This window comes from Sphingobium herbicidovorans (assembly GCF_002080435.1).
GTDB lineage: Bacteria > Pseudomonadota > Alphaproteobacteria > Sphingomonadales > Sphingomonadaceae > Sphingobium > Sphingobium herbicidovorans.
In genome coordinates this window covers 1,468,620-1,482,731 of sequence record NZ_CP020538.1, presented here as the reverse complement: position 1 = coordinate 1,482,731, position 14,112 = coordinate 1,468,620, and the positions used below count along the sequence as shown (strand labels likewise).

The following is a 14,112-nucleotide window of genomic DNA, read 5'->3' as shown; positions in this document are numbered from 1 at the left end:
GCCGTTCGCGGATCTCGATAGCATCCTCGATTTGGTCGCGTGGCTCGACAGAGCGCTCCAGATCGCCGCGATGGCCCGCAAGCGCGGCGAAATCCCAGAGTCTGTGCGAGCGGCATTCGAGGTGCTGTACGAGCGGGCCCGCGAGACCGGCCAGTACGTCGCCTTCGAGAGAGTCGCAAACCTCGGAGTGGGTTACGGTCTGGCCGACTGGCCTAGGGTGGCGCCTGACGCGGAAAAGCTCGCCGCGGCGCGCGATGGAGGCGACTATCCGATGGCGGTGCAGGCGGTGTGGAACTTGGCCGCCCAGGGATATGCCAAGATCCGCGACGAGGACGCCAAGCGCCGCTGCCAGGAGCGGTCCGTCGACGAGACGCTTCGGATGCGCGAGCAAGTGGGCTCAGCGTCGGCGCAGGCATTCTGGACGCGCAAGGCCATCGGTGAGCTCCGGGCCGCTCGCGGGTTCAAGGACCGCATCGCTGAGCTTCGGAAGGAGCTGCGTGAGCTCCAAGAGGCATCCCTCGACGATTTCGGGCAGTTCAGCCTGCCGTTAGACCTGACGCAGGAGCGGCAGGGGACCATAGAGATCTTCGAGGGGCTGACCCTACCCGACGTGCTGCTTCAGTTCGCGCTGCTAGTGCCGACACCGACGGTGGACGACCTACGACAGCAGGCCTTGGACGGACGAAAGGACAGCTTCCTCTCATCGCTTTTCGGCGCCAGCTATGCAGATCACGAAGGGAAGACGGTGGCCGAGACGCCGGCCACGTCGTTTGACGGCGAGCCCGACGAGGCCTGGCTCAAGGAGCAGTACCTCCGGTCGCTCGACATCTGGCGGCACCAAATAGTCGGCGGCTACATCGAACCCGCCCGTCGCACCGCCATGGTCCGGTTCCCGCTTGAGGTCAGGCACTTCGCGGCCATCGCGCAAATGAGTCCCTTCGTGCCTCCAGGGCATGAGCACGTGTTTGCCCTGGGGTTTGCCCGGCTCCTGCAGGGCGACGCAGCGTCGGCCGCCTACCTGCTGATCCCACAGCTGGAGAACTCTCTCCGCCACGTGATGCTCAACGGGAATCGAGAGACCTCCAAGATCAAGCCCGACCTCCTCCAGGAGGATCGATCACTGTCCGGCATGCTAGAGTCCCTGCGTCCGGAGCTGGAAGAGATTTTTGGGCGCGACATCGTCAACGAGATCGACCTGCTGTTCCATCACAGCCCTGGTCCGCAGCTCCGACACGAGATGGCGCACGGCAAGATGTCCGCAGGCGAGTGTTACCACCCGACAGGCGTATATGCCTCTTGGATGATTTACCGCCTCGCCTGCCTGCCACTGGTCAGGCACTGGAAGGAGAGAGTCGCTCCCGCAATCGAGCAGGCGTCACTCTAAAGTTTCGATGTCTATTTCGTACGCTTAGCGGACTGAGACGCGCTACCGCAGGATTGAAATGAGCAGATCTCGAATCTTTGCGGAGAAAATCTCGTCATCGACACTGCGCCCCGTGGTCAGGTAGATGACTTCGTCGAGGAAGCGTGCGAGCATGATCTCGAGTTCCCCTCCACTTTCTTCGCTCGCCGCCAATACCTCGATCGCATCCGTCCGCACGAAGACCACGATGGGTGGCTCTTCGCCCTCCTTCGCGATGATCCGGGCTGTCGAAACGGGCTTGTCCTTGAGGCCTTCGCTAAAAAAGTCCGCGACCGTCTGACTCTCGACTGCTTGGGCAAAGACATGGACGTCGATCGCGGCCCCCTCTTCAAGAAGGTCCGGCGAGAGAATGTCCGAAAGCTCGTACGCAAAAGCATCGAGGAAGGCTCCGATCACCAGTGCTACGAACATGGATTCGGGCTTCTTGGCATCGGTGCGCACGGTGAAAAGCAGGCGCTGCGTGCTGCCCAGCCGAAGGACAAGGTTCAAATCGTCGTCGGGGCGATGACGCACGACCATATGGTCCAGCCCGCTCGCGCAGATCCCCGTAAGCGTAAGCAATTCCGCGGTAGTGAAGGCGCGATGCCGACCAAAGCCGAGGATCGCCAGCAAGAGCATAGAGCCCAGCGATCCCTGCTTTCTCAGACCGCGCCGCTCGTCGACAGCAAGGAGGCACCGGACCAGACAATCGAACCAAAATGCACCATTCCGGCCGGGGAGAAAGGACCGGACCAGAGAGCCGAGGACGCTGGGTGCGGCCGCGCTGGGGCAGCGCGATAGCGCTACCGTCATTGCTTCGACCCAAGCACTCGACCCCTTGAGATCGCTCCGGCCATCGAAGGCGAGCGCGATCAGCGTTTCGGGATTTTCCTCCTCGGCGATGAACGGTACGAAGTAGCGCAACAGGCGCTCGGCTTCGGTGCGATCATCCCCGCGCAGATACCCGCCGATGGCGAGCGCATAGTCGGACATTGCGTCACGGTCACGCCCCTGAATCCGGTGGGCGTCTCCCCGCTCCTCAAGCGCGAAGGCCTGCTCGACCCAGGCATAACTGTCCGCCAAGAGCCCAGCGGCGTGGGTCGCATATTGCTCGGCACGTGCTGCGAGTGAGCGCCTTTCCACGCCGTCCGCCGCTGCGGCGGCCTGGTTGTCGACTGAGGCGAGCAAACGCGAGCTACGTCCCTCAATGTCTGGCCTGCCCACTGACTGGCCGAGCTTGCCGCCCTCGGCATAGGCCTCTCTCGCGCCAGCGAGATCATCCGCATCGCGCAGCACGTTGCCGAGCATAATCTGGTTGATCGCCACCAGATATCCGTCGCCCAGTTCCTCGCCGATGGCGATCGCCTCGCGGGCCATCGCTTCGGCTTCCTCGAACCTTTTCTCGATGCGGAGGCGCGGAGTTTCCAAATTGCACAGCCACGCGCGATGACGTGGGGAATCGCGCTCGTCGACCTCCAGCTCGGCGCGGAGTGCTTCGGCTTCGCTTCTCCCCTCTTTCGAGAGTGTGAGCGACGCGATCAGATTGCGCGTCGCGATCTCGAGGCCATATCCATCCTCGAGCTCCGCGAAAACCTCGCGGGCGCGCCGAAAGATCGGCGCGGCTGCGTCGGTGTCGTTCACGCTCAGATAGGCGACGCCTTCGTCAATCAGCAGCCGCCCCTCGCGATCCTTGCGACCCTGTGCTCGCGCAATGTCGCGAAGCGCGCGCACGCGCTCAAGGGCGGTCGCCGATGCCGAACGCCTCAGATCAATCGAGGCCTGGAGCAGATCGATCATCTCGCCGGCTTCGCGATCGTCGATCTGCGCCGCGGTGTCGCGCGCCTCCTGCAACAGCAGCTCGGCCGCTTTGGTCGCGCCCTGGTTCGCGCGCGCTTCGCCGAGCGCAATCAGAACCGAAACAAGGCGGCCCTTCTCCGAACGCGACCGATAATAGTCAACGAGATAGTCGAGCGCATCGGTCAGGTGTCGCGTGGATCCACTGAACACCGCCTCCGAGGCGGCCCGATTGGCGAGCCGCGTGACCCGCTCGGACATCTCGCTTCGCCGCAGGCTGAAGGCCGCCCAGGATCTTCCGGTGCGCGCGAGCCGCTTCGACAAGCGATCGACGAGCAGCCCATGCAATTGGGGACGCTCAAGGACAATCTGCCCAATCTCGTCGCGCAGGCTCTCGTGGATGAAGCCGTACCCGGCCGCGGCCTCCATCAGGAGATCGTCCATAGCGGCGACATGTTCGGTGATTTCGGTTGCCGTCGCGGCCGCACTGCCGAGCAGAGCTTGCATGTCGGACAGGGTCAGCATCGCCGGCGCAAGCGACAGATAACCGAGGATCTCGCGCGAGACGGCATCTAGCGCGTCGTAGCGCTGGCTGCCTGTCACGGCCCCCGCCTTCGTGCGAAGGAGGAGCGGCAGATCTCCCTGGCCGGCCGGGACGGACGCGCCGGCGAGCGTGCGCAGCGCCACCAGCTCATCGCTGGTGAAGCCCTCTACGGGTAGCTCGTCTCCTGCTGCGCCTTCCGGCTTTTCGCGCGTGACGATCACCACCGAGCCAGTGCCGCTCTGCCCGAGACAGGCGCCGAGCACCGACCAGACCGCATCGGCATCTTCCGGATCGTCCAGCACCAAGGGCCAGCCATTGCCGTGTCGCCAGCGCGCGACCAGCATCGAGCGGGCGTCCTCGAACAAGGGTGTCGCAAGCTCCGGTCCGCGCGCGATCCCCAGCCGCTCAGCCGCGGCGAGCAGCGCCGTGCGGGCGTCCATGCCGCGCGCGTTGACATAAGCCGCTTCGCGCTCATGCGACCATTCGGCCACGAGCGCCGTCTTGCCCGCGCCCGATGCTCCTGTCACCCAGACGATCCGAGCCAGTGCGGCGGACCGCGAAAGTTGATCGAGCAGTCCGTTGCGCCGGACGCGCAGCGCTTCGCCGCGGAAGATGGCGGCAAGCGTTGCGCTCGCCGTGCCGATGGCTGGCGACGGGGTTTGCGCTAGCGTAACCCGGTCGGTGACTAGCGCCGTCAGGTCATCTCGGAACCGCGCCTTGAGATCCTCGCCGTCATCGAAGAAATAGAGGACGTGTGCACCGCCCATCATCTCGCTCACCATCGCTTCGAGCCGGGCATCGCGGTCGGGCGTGGATTTCAGCACATAGGCTAGGAAATCCTTGCCGAGCCGCTGCGTCTCGCGAAACTCGTCTTCGAGCCCGGAAATGGACATCCCCTTGGCTTCGTCGATCCATCCATAGGATTTGCGATAGATGCCGATGACGATGTGCGAGTCCTGGAGCTTGCGCAGATAGAAGTCGCGGGGCGCCTCCGCTCGCGCGCCTTCACGTTCGAATTGCACAGGCTCGAAGTTGAGACCCCGGATAGCGGCGCGCGCGGCTTCCCGCTCGGTCGCGCACTCGCCAATTGTCGAGCTGATGAAGACCCGCAGGCGGTCCGCCGTCCCCCGCTCCAGGGGCGGGTCAGCCATAACCGAGCTCCCGAATGCGCTCGATCCGCTCAGCGACGGCGTCCCCGATCTCACGGTCGGGTTCGAGACGCCGCAACAGGAAGGCGGTGTCGAGCCCGATCTGGGCGCTAATCTGATCGTTCGAGATGACGGTGAGATCGACGTCCATTGAGGCCGGCTCCAGCACCCGATGACGGACGGCGTCGATCATGGCGAGGCGCTTGCGTGCACCGCTTGGCTGATAGGCAAGAAAATCGGCCGACCGAATATTGCAGATCGCCTGCTCGACCTGCCACCGGGCACACCCCAGCACCAACGCCTGCTCCAGAAACGCGGCACCTCGGAGAGTGTTGCGGAGCACGTGGAGCGTCTTGGGCATCGACGCGGCGAGCCGCCGTTCGCGGGCGCTCGCGACGCTCTTGGGGTCTTGTTCCGGGGCCGGCGGCCAGCCGGGATCCGGGCCATTCTTCGTTCTTGCCTCGAATTCGGCTTCGGTTCGCGCCATCGTATGCGGCGGCCGATCATCGGGCCGCCGATAGATTTCAATGCCGGGCAGAAGGATGGCGTTATCCCAATCGGGCGTGAAGCCGAAGCCGCGGCTGCCGCCGCCGCGCGAGACACTCTCCGGCATCTCCGCGATGATCAGTCGCAGAGGCGCTACCGGCTGCGCGGCATAATCGGCGAGCTGGTCGAGCATCCAATGTCGCGAATCCATGCGCTTGATATGGCTCGTCACCATCATCAGCGGCTGGCGGACCGTGTCTATGCCGGAAACACGCCAGCGCAGGAGATCGACCTGCTGCGAGATGGCGAGCACATAGCCCGGCCCATCGTAAGCGATCTCGAGGCGGATCGCGTTCGGTCCGGACAGCGTGGTCCATTCCTTTAGCAGCGCGAGCGCGGACTTCATTCCGCGAATGTTGGAGCCAACGAGGGTTATGAAGGGCAGATCGTCAGGGATGATGCCATAGCCGCAGCCCGAAAAACCGCCGACGGCCAGACGCTGCGACAGTTCCATATTGGCCATGACCATCTCGAGAGCGGGCCAGCCCCAGTCGTAGCCGCCCGCATCTTTAATTAGATCGTCGCGGTTCGCTGCCTTCCGCTCGACATCCTTTGCTTTCGCACCCTTCGCTTTATTAGCGCTCTTTCCCCTCTTCGCTGCCATTCCTATTCTCTGTGCGACTTTGACCAAATTGCCAAGGTCGGTCAGGCAGAGAATTCCCAACACTGGCCATGGATTCGATCGCAGGCAGCTGATGATTGGGCGGCAGCTTATCGCCTTTCGGTTTCGGAAGCTGCCGTTCCGGACAGTCCGCAGCCCCGGTCATTCCTTCGATGAAGCAAACAAACAAACGGTGGGTTAGAAAAACGGGACAAGGCAACTGATTTACGCCGCCCCTTTAGGCTTGTGGGCGTAAGCCAAGCCTCACCCAAGACCAGCTCCCTTCGCGGTGCCAGCCGCCAACCCGGATGCCGTCGCCTGAGCGATAGCAGTCTGCACCTGGCCGGCCCGTTCACTGATCGCCGCAACCAGCTTATCACGATCATTGGTGAAGATAGTCGCGGATTCCTTTGCTCGGGATATCCCCACATAGAAGGATTTTTGATCGACCAGATTGACCGCCTTGCTGTCAGCATGGATGATGACATGATCGGCGGTGCGCCCCTGCGCGGCAAAGGCGGTATCGACATAGCCATGGGTGATATGCCGGTCGCGGGCAGAATCGAGATGAAGCGTCTCGGTCGTTCCTTGCCCGATATGGATGGTGGCGGTGCGAGCCTGCTGATCCACGGCGATCACCTCGGCGCGCGCGCCATTGATCCGGCCTGCCTCCCGGTCATTGCGGGTGAAGCGGATGGCATCGCCGGCTTTTAGATCGATCGGCTGGGCTGAGAAGGCCTGGGCATGACCCGCACCCCATTGCCGCAAGCGCCAGTCCACCTCGCGCCCGTCCTCCGCCTTGAGCGCTATGGCAGCCCTGGCCGGGTCGATGCTTTCGACGCGATAGGCTGCACCCCGCATCACGCCTTTGTCGGCATAGTCGCGGGTGAAGCGGACCACATCGCCCTTGTCATAACTCAGCGGATCGCGCGCCTCGCCACGGGTTAGCCCCTTGTTGACTAGGGCTTCCACCGCGACGGCGCGGCCGATCAGCACCCCCGACTGGGTGAGGGCGGTGCGAATGTCGGCGGTCAGCGCATCGCGCCCTTCGCGCGATGGCTCGATAACGATGGTGCGGGCACGCCCGGCCTTGTCGAGCGCCGCATACCGCTCGGCGATGGCCGCAAAGCGTGTCGAGCGTTCCTGGGTCTCGATGATCTGCCCACCACCCCGGTCCAGCGCGGCAAGTGCCTTCCTGGCATCCCCCTCGATCGACGCCAGCACGGCCTCCCTGGTGGCGAGGTTGGTCTGCCGCACGATCTCGACCAACCTAGCGGTTTCCATGCCAGCGCCCTGCAACTGGGCAAAGGCGGCACCCGCCTCGACCGCGCCCAACTGCTTCACGTCCCCGACCAGCACGATGCGGGCATCCTGCTTCGCGGCCAGATCGAACAGCCGCGCGGTATCGCGCGCCGACAACAGGGATGCCTCGTCCACGATCCACGCGGCGGGCCGGGTGGGATCGCCACGCTCTGGCGACAGCAGGTGCCGAGCGACGGTATCGCCGCGCGTGCCCAGCGCCTCGCCCAGCACCATCGCCGCCGACGCGGTCGGAGCCAGGGCCGTCACGGCTATCCCCCGCGCTTTGGCTTCGCGGGCGAAGGTCGCCAGCACCGTCGTGGTCTTGGCGGTGCCGGCATAGCCCTGAACGGCGGTGATCCGGTTGCGGCTGGTCAGAAGCTGCTCGGTGGCGGCGCGCTGATCGGGATTCCAGCCATGGCCAGTGCGCTCGGCCTGCGCCGCAGCGCTGGCAACAGCCCTAGCCGCAGCAAGCGGCGATGCAATAGGGGCTAGCGCACTGCGCCCCTCGGCCTCGATTCGTAGCATCCTCGCTTCAGTCTCGACATTCTGTCGGGTGGTGAACCCGGCGAACTCCGCACCGCGCCGGTCGATATGGGTGCGGTCAATCAAGTCCCCCTGTTTCGTCGCCACCTCGATCGCCTCCCCGATCTGGGCGTAACCGATCCGACCCAGTCCGATCCGTCCAGCCTCCTCCTGCAAGGCGGCAGCGGAGAACACCGATTGCCGCTCGCCCAGCTTGTCGGCGGCATGGGCGACAGCACGGGCAGCGGCATTCTCCCCCTGCAATTCGATGGCGGCGCGATGGTAGGGATTTGCGGCTTTCGCTTCGGCCTCCCGGACCATCGTCAATCTCGCTTCGGCACCGAACCCCGCTTTTGCGGCCGTCTCCCGCCACTCCGCCACAAGGGCGGCAGGGTCGACGGCGACCTTGGCTTCACGGGTGTCAAGCGTGGCAACCTGCTTCTCGACGGCACTGGCCATGTCGCGGGACGTACCACGCTCCGCCAATGCCGCCTCGATCTCGGTGCTGCGGGTGCTGAACGCCTCGATGACTTGCTTGGAGACGCCCCTGATCTCGAACATGGACTCCTTGCCCGCTTCGATCTCGTAGCCGAGTTCCCGGACCTTCAAGGCCAGTTCCTGCCGGTAGATCGCCCCGATCTGCTTCTGAAGCTGATAGATCGCGCGCGGTTCGAGGCTGCGCCACGCGCCATCCTCGCCCTGCGTCGCGTTCAGGATGACATTGTGGGTATGAAGCTGCGGGTCTTGGGCGCGGCTGGTGCCATGCTGGAAGCTCGCGATCACCAGATTGCCGGTCGCCTCGCGGGCGACGATGCCACCATCACGGATGCGGGTGGCGGCCATATGGCGTTCGACATGGGCCATCGCGGTTTTCACGGCCTCACCATGCGCCTCGATCAGGCGTCGGTCGCCTGCCACCTCGGCCATGATCGACACCGACTTGGGCGCGCTCAAGGTCACGTCCCAACCGGGACGATGCTCCAACTGCGCGTCGCGGAAGGCGCCAAGCTGCTGGTCGCCGATCCTGCCGTCCAGCAAGGCGCGGAACTCATCGCGATCCACCTCGCCGGACAGGCCCAGCGCCTCCGCGCCAGCCCCTTGCCATTGAGAGGGTGATAGTCCGCCCTCGGCATAATAGTCTTCGGCCTCGTAGTAGCTGCTGGCCTGCGCCGAACTGGTGAGGGCTGATACCGACGCGACCATCACACCGGCCCCTGACTGTCGGGCTTCGGGGACGGTGACGATGACGGCTCCGGTGACGGCGGCACGGCTCGCAGGGCCTGTCCCCACAGCATGGTCGCCGGATCGGCGGCAATGAACCCCAGCTGGTGGGGATCGCCCCGCCGCGCGATATGATCGGCGGTCAGCCTGATCCTCGCCACCGGCAAGCCGTCGGGCAGCAGGAGATAGCCCTCGTGCCGCGCAAGGCGGAGCTGGCTCTCCATGACGGCGGGCCGTACCTCGCGCATCCGGCCCAAGTTGATGCGGTGGCCTTCGTCGCCGTCGCCGAGCATGTCGGTCTTGGTGCGGATCTCCATTTCGCAGTCGCCGATGGTCTGGCTCGCCCATTGGCGGGTATCGCTGTCGATGGTTTGCAGAAACAGTTTGGTGTTGCAGCAGCCCAGCATGGATTCGGCGATCTGCGGTCCATAGCGATGCTGCATCTGCCCCAGTGCCTGGAAGGTCAGCACGACCGCCGCGCCGAACTTGCGCCCCTCGGGCAGCAGCCGCGCCAGATTGTCGACACGGGGCAGGTCGGCCAGTTCGTCCAGCACGAACCAGATGCGCCGCTCCTCCGAAGGGCGGAGGCCCAGCACGGCGCTGGCCGCGCATTCCAGCCAGCAGGCGAGTAACGGCTTCGACGCCTCGAAATAATCCTCCTTCCTCGGCACGAATATCCAAGGCCGCGCACCCGGATGCCGGTCCAGCGCTTCGATGAAGCTGCGGAAGGCGAAGGGTTTGGCCTTGCCGTCCTCAGCGCGCAGGAACTGGATCAGGTCCGCTGCCTTGGCGAGCATGAACAGCACGCTGCCCGTGGCCCGGTCGGCATCGTCGGCAAAGGTCCGCGCCGACGAACTGGTGGCGAGCCATTCCTTGAGGTCGTCCTTGGGCCGGTTCTTCAGGGCATGGAGCAGGTCGGGGAGGGTGCGCCTGTTCTCCTGCCACAGGGCTCGGATCATGTTGGCGACAAGGATGCGGCTGGTATCGAGCCATACGTCGCTGTCATGCTGGCCGGTCTCGGTGATCAGTTGGTGCGCGATGCGATCGGCGTCCGCCGGATGTGCGATCTCGGCAAAGGGCGACCAGAAGGCGCAACGGGCATCGAACGGATTGAGGATCACGTCGCCGCGCGCCGGATCGTAATAGTGGGCGATGAACTCGCCGCTTGTGTCGTAGACCAGAGCGGCTTCGCCCCGTGCTTCGATGCCATCCAGCAACTGGCGCAACGCGGTGGTTTTGCCGCTGCCGGTGGTACCGATCATCGCCATGTGGCGGGTTTCCAGCCGGGCCGGTATCCGCACTTTGCCGATTGACAGGGTCGGGGCGTCAGCCTCCTTCCCGGTCAGCCTCGCCAACTGCTTCTCGTTCACTACCCGCGTTCCGCCGATCCAGCGATCGGCCAGCAGGCGCTCGCGCCGCCGCGCCAGCGCGCCCCGCAAGGCGATCAGGCCTACAAGCCAGGCGCCGAAGCCCAGCACACTGCCCCATTTGAAAGAGGACCAGACAAGATCGACGCGCCGCCGGAAATAGGGATGGGCGATGATCTGGCGCGCCGATCGCCCTTCCTCGACATGGTCGGGATAGTGAACGTCGATCCCCGTATCAGCTTCCCAGCCGGACACGGCCCAGAGCTTGGTCCTCGCCCAGTAGTAGGTGCCGGTGGCGAGCATCGCGTCGCGGCCTAGCATCATGTTGGGCAGTGTCAGTCCGCCCAGAGCAACGGAGGCGAGCATGACCAGGGCTTGCCGCTTGAGCCGCGCGCCCTGCGTGCTGAGATGATGCTTGCGCAGGGCATCGGCATGGTTGCGGCGATCGTCGGGGCGGGTCACGGCCGGGTCTCCCGTGCGAGGCCCCTCTGGCGATTATAGGCGGCGGTGATCTCCTCGGTGAGGATCGCGTCGCTCTTGCGCGCACCACTGGCCGCGCTGCGGGCGTAGCAATAGGCAGCGCAGGCGGTGAACAACGCGCGGTCCAGCATCCGCTCCACATCCACGATGCGCGTACCGACCGATGCCAGTTCGGTGACGATCTCGCGGGCGTCGATCGCGCTGCTTGCCCCCTGAGCGAGGGCGGCCAGCCCCGTGTCCACGACGCGGGCGAGCATGGCATATTCGCTGAGGCCGCGTTGTCTGGCAAAGCCGGCAAGGGTGCGGTGCTGGGCCGGAGAGAGCCGCACGGTCTGGGCGCGGGCGCTCATCGCACCGCTCCAGCCGAGATGCTATTCGCCATCGCGAGGAACGGCGCAATTGCGCCGTTCCCGTGTCCTCCCGTTTGACGGGATGCTATCCGCATTGCGTCAAACCCGCAGAAATGCTGGATGCACCCGTGCGTGAGGTGTGTATCTGAATTGTCGGCTCGATGCGTAGCATCGCAGCCCAGCAACCTTGCCCTTTGGGCGACCGGATCAGGCATGGTTCGATCCTTCCCGGCAGGCTTCTCCCGAAGCGTCAGCGGTGGCATCGGACACCCAGGCGGCGATGATCCGCTTGGCTTCGCGGTCGGCCCTGCGGCGGTCGATCTCCCGGCGCTGACGGGGTTGGTCGTAAAGGCCGTGTTCGATGATCCAATTTTGGATCACTTCGTCGATGGCATCCTGCAACAGGTTGTCGAGCTGCCTTGCCGCGATGGGATCGAGATGCGCGGTGACATGCGGGGCTTCGATAAGTCCGCCCCGCGGGAGACAGGTTCTGCCTGCATCCTGCAGGGGACCATCCACCCGCAGCGTCGATACGACGCCCCGGTGGGTGTGCAGGACAGGGCGTTCGTTGAGGGTCCAGTGGCTGATCGAACAGCGGTAGGTCTCGCCATCGTCATCGAAGAGCAGCAGCCGCTCGATCAGCGGCTCGACGATGGGCGCAAGCCGCTGATGGACCGTGAAGCGCAGCGTGACATGGAACCGGCCAGCCAGCCAGGCGGCCAGCCGATCGACGGTGTTGCGGATGGAAGACATGGGGCATCCTTTCGTGAAACCACGATTGTTTGGGGTGTTCGGGTCGGGGATGCAGACGCGACGGGCCCGCCCCCGCCATCAGGCCGGAGCCGGGAAGCGTCTGCGGTTCAGTTCAGTAGCGGCGGGGCTGAAGGCTGTTCAGCCAATCCTCGACATCGCCGGATCGCCATCGAATTTTGCCAGAGCCAATGTGGCAGGGACTGGGAAAGCTGCCGTTGCGGGCGCGGCGATAGAGGGTGGTCCGAGATTTGAAGCCGGTGACGTTGAGCACGTCCACGACAGTCAGAAGTTGGTTGCGATCAGGGGGCATGAAGGCGTCCTTTCCACTGGTTGGAGCGCAGGACGTGGCTTTGGGAGGCGCTGGACGCTATTCAGTTCCGCATTCACGGGAATTCATGCATCGGGAATTGGCGCAGATAATTGTTGAAAGCTGGATAGACGCCAGCATGAATTTTCTCCATCCTGCTATCGCTAATCCTCTCTTTGCCAAGGATTTCCTTCTTTCGTTCGAACGTCAGTCCGTCGAGTTCGGGGCGTCGCAAAGCTATGATGATCTGGATCGCCTCGCGGAAGGAGTTTGCACGTGGGTCTGCTTCGGAATGGGCAAGAAGCCACTTTATGCGGCGGTCAAATAAGTCGCGGTCGGCGGTGTCGAGCAATGTTCTGGAGGTGACGAGGGCAGGGGCAACGCGACCGCCCAGCTTGACCAGCAATTCGCTCATGGGAATTGGACGGTGCGGGATGCATTGCCAAAGGTTTTGATCCCGGCTGACAATGAGAAGCGTGCCATGATCGGCAAGAAATGCGCGAAGGGTGCTCTTCGTAACGGGCTTAAGGTTCCCATCGGGAAGTCGCTCGACGCATGGGATGTCGCCGCTGGCGATCTGTTTTCGAAAGTCGTCTAGTGCCCGCAGATTACGCGCCAGCGTTTCATCCGGCTCGGTGAGGATTTCGTCGATTTCCGGTTCATCGCGCACCTTGGCGCGTTTGCGCGCCCATATGAAGGTGCAGCCTCCAGCAAAAAGGAGGACCAAACCGCCGCCGTGTGCGATCCGATCCTGAGCAGCGATCAGGACCACAGCTAGCAATACGACGACTACCGAGGCCAATTGCGCTAAGTGGAGCCCGTTGCGACGTTTGCGTCCGTGCTTCGCCGCCGATGCCATCGCGCCGAGCACACTTGTCGGGATGATGGCGGTCAAGGCCGTTCCTGCTGGTTGTTTCAGAAACGCAATATAGCCATCCCGAATTTTGACGAACTCGGCGGGGCGAAGAGGCAACTGCTCTCGCATCTATCGGCTGGAATAAGCAGAGTGAGGCGAATCTTCAATCGGAAGGGTGCCGGGCGAGTGCGATGTCGAGGCGTTGAGATGCACTGCGTGGCAATCGCCAAAATTAAGTTTGCACCACCAGCGCACCACCAGAGCGAATTTGGTGGCCCCCGGCGGGGTAAAAATATTGGCTAAGTCATTGAAATATTGGTCGGGACGAGAGGATTCGAACCTCCGACCCCCACACCCCCAGTGTGATGCGCTACCAGGCTGCGCTACGTCCCGACCGGAGCGGCGGCACATAGAAGCATGTTTGAGAACATGCAAGCGTTTCGGTGCGCCCTTTTTGCCGTCCAACGCCATCCCTAATCATATTGCCTCACTATCCATATCTGTGTTAGCCGCGCGCCTTTGATCCGCAGGCACTTGCCTGTCTGCGGCTGGACAAGAGAACAAGGCGAAAGTCCCACCATGCTCATTACCCCAGCCTTTGCCCAGACCGCGGGCGAGCAGTCGTCCGGCGCATCCATGCTGATACAGATGGCGCCGCTCGTCCTCATCTTCGTCGTCTTCTACTTTCTGCTGATCCGCCCGCAGCAAAAGCGGATGAAGGAGCATAAGGCAAAGATCGACGCAGTGAAAAAGGGCGATCAGGTAGTGACCGGCGGTGGCCTGGTTGGAAAGGTCGCCCGGGTCGATGAGCATTATGTCGATGTGGAACTTGCGCCTGGCATGAAGGTGAAGGCCGTCAAATCGACCCTCACCGACGTCGTCGATCCTACGACCGCCAAGCCCGCGAACGACTGAGCCA

At 63.8% G+C, this 14,112-nt stretch carries 10 protein-coding genes and 1 tRNA gene; 2 read left to right on the top strand and 9 right to left on the bottom strand.

The features are described from left to right. Nucleotides 1-31: 31 nt before the first annotated feature. A complete protein-coding gene (locus B6S01_RS07205; protein ID WP_156103343.1) occupies nt 32-1,384 on the top strand; it encodes a DUF4209 domain-containing protein in 1,353 nt (450 codons plus the stop codon). Nucleotides 1,385-1,426: 42 nt separating this feature from the next. Here the strand turns inward: B6S01_RS07205 and B6S01_RS07200 are convergent, their stop codons facing one another. The 9 genes from B6S01_RS07200 to B6S01_RS07160 form a co-directional block, all read right to left on the bottom strand. Beyond that, on the bottom strand, nt 1,427-4,891 hold the full coding sequence (locus B6S01_RS07200) for a DUF4062 domain-containing protein (protein ID WP_037464366.1): 3,465 nt from the start codon (nt 4,889-4,891) through the stop codon (nt 1,427-1,429). Beyond that, on the bottom strand, nt 4,884-6,038 hold the full coding sequence (locus B6S01_RS07195; RefSeq protein ID WP_037464368.1) for a hypothetical protein: 1,155 nt from the start codon (nt 6,036-6,038) through the stop codon (nt 4,884-4,886). Before B6S01_RS07195 ends, B6S01_RS07200 begins: the two co-directional genes overlap by 8 nt. 261 nt (nt 6,039-6,299) lie before the next feature. Further along, on the bottom strand, nt 6,300-9,149 hold the full coding sequence (mobF, locus tag B6S01_RS07190) for a MobF family relaxase (RefSeq protein ID WP_322787649.1): 2,850 nt from the start codon (nt 9,147-9,149) through the stop codon (nt 6,300-6,302). Next, nucleotides 9,062-10,909: a type IV secretion system DNA-binding domain-containing protein gene (locus B6S01_RS07185; RefSeq protein ID WP_037464372.1), complete on the bottom strand. Its 1,848-nt coding sequence runs from the start codon at nt 10,907-10,909 to the stop codon at nt 9,062-9,064. The genes mobF and B6S01_RS07185 overlap by 88 nt, the downstream gene beginning before the upstream one ends. Next, entirely contained in the window at nt 10,906-11,277 is a 372-nt protein-coding gene (locus B6S01_RS07180; protein ID WP_037464375.1) for a hypothetical protein, read from the bottom strand. The genes B6S01_RS07185 and B6S01_RS07180 overlap by 4 nt, the downstream gene beginning before the upstream one ends. Before the next feature lie 207 nt (nt 11,278-11,484). Then, nucleotides 11,485-12,030, bottom strand: coding sequence for a hypothetical protein (locus B6S01_RS07175; RefSeq protein WP_051908198.1), 546 nt, complete (start codon nt 12,028-12,030; stop codon nt 11,485-11,487). A 112-nt stretch (nt 12,031-12,142) separates the two neighbouring features. Next, nucleotides 12,143-12,340, bottom strand: a complete 198-nt coding sequence (locus B6S01_RS07170; RefSeq protein WP_037464378.1) for a helix-turn-helix transcriptional regulator — start codon at nt 12,338-12,340, stop codon at nt 12,143-12,145. 73 nt (nt 12,341-12,413) lie between these two features. Then, nucleotides 12,414-13,232: a hypothetical protein gene (locus B6S01_RS07165; RefSeq protein WP_156479351.1), complete on the bottom strand. Its 819-nt coding sequence runs from the start codon at nt 13,230-13,232 to the stop codon at nt 12,414-12,416. Between the two features lie 277 nt (nt 13,233-13,509). Then, nucleotides 13,510-13,586, bottom strand: a tRNA-Pro gene (locus B6S01_RS07160). A 186-nt stretch (nt 13,587-13,772) separates the two neighbouring features. Here B6S01_RS07160 and yajC point away from each other — a divergent pair. Next, nucleotides 13,773-14,108, top strand: a complete 336-nt coding sequence (yajC, locus tag B6S01_RS07155; protein ID WP_037464383.1) for a preprotein translocase subunit YajC — start codon at nt 13,773-13,775, stop codon at nt 14,106-14,108. The last annotated feature ends 4 nt before the right edge of the window (nt 14,109-14,112 follow it).

Bases quoted from the DNA above. Each gene is read 5' to 3' on its own strand.
- B6S01_RS07200 (WP_037464366.1), bottom strand. From the start codon at position 4,891: ATGGCTGACCCGCCCCTGGAGCGGGGGACGGCGGACCGCCTGCGGGTC.
- B6S01_RS07175 (WP_051908198.1), bottom strand. From the start codon at position 12,030: ATGTCTTCCATCCGCAACACCGTCGATCGGCTGGCCGCCTGGCTGGCT.
- B6S01_RS07195 (WP_037464368.1), bottom strand. From the start codon at position 6,038: ATGGCAGCGAAGAGGGGAAAGAGCGCTAATAAAGCGAAGGGTGCGAAA.
- yajC (WP_037464383.1), top strand. From the start codon at position 13,773: ATGCTCATTACCCCAGCCTTTGCCCAGACCGCGGGCGAGCAGTCGTCC.
- B6S01_RS07170 (WP_037464378.1), bottom strand. From the start codon at position 12,340: ATGCCCCCTGATCGCAACCAACTTCTGACTGTCGTGGACGTGCTCAAC.
- B6S01_RS07180 (WP_037464375.1), bottom strand. From the start codon at position 11,277: ATGAGCGCCCGCGCCCAGACCGTGCGGCTCTCTCCGGCCCAGCACCGC.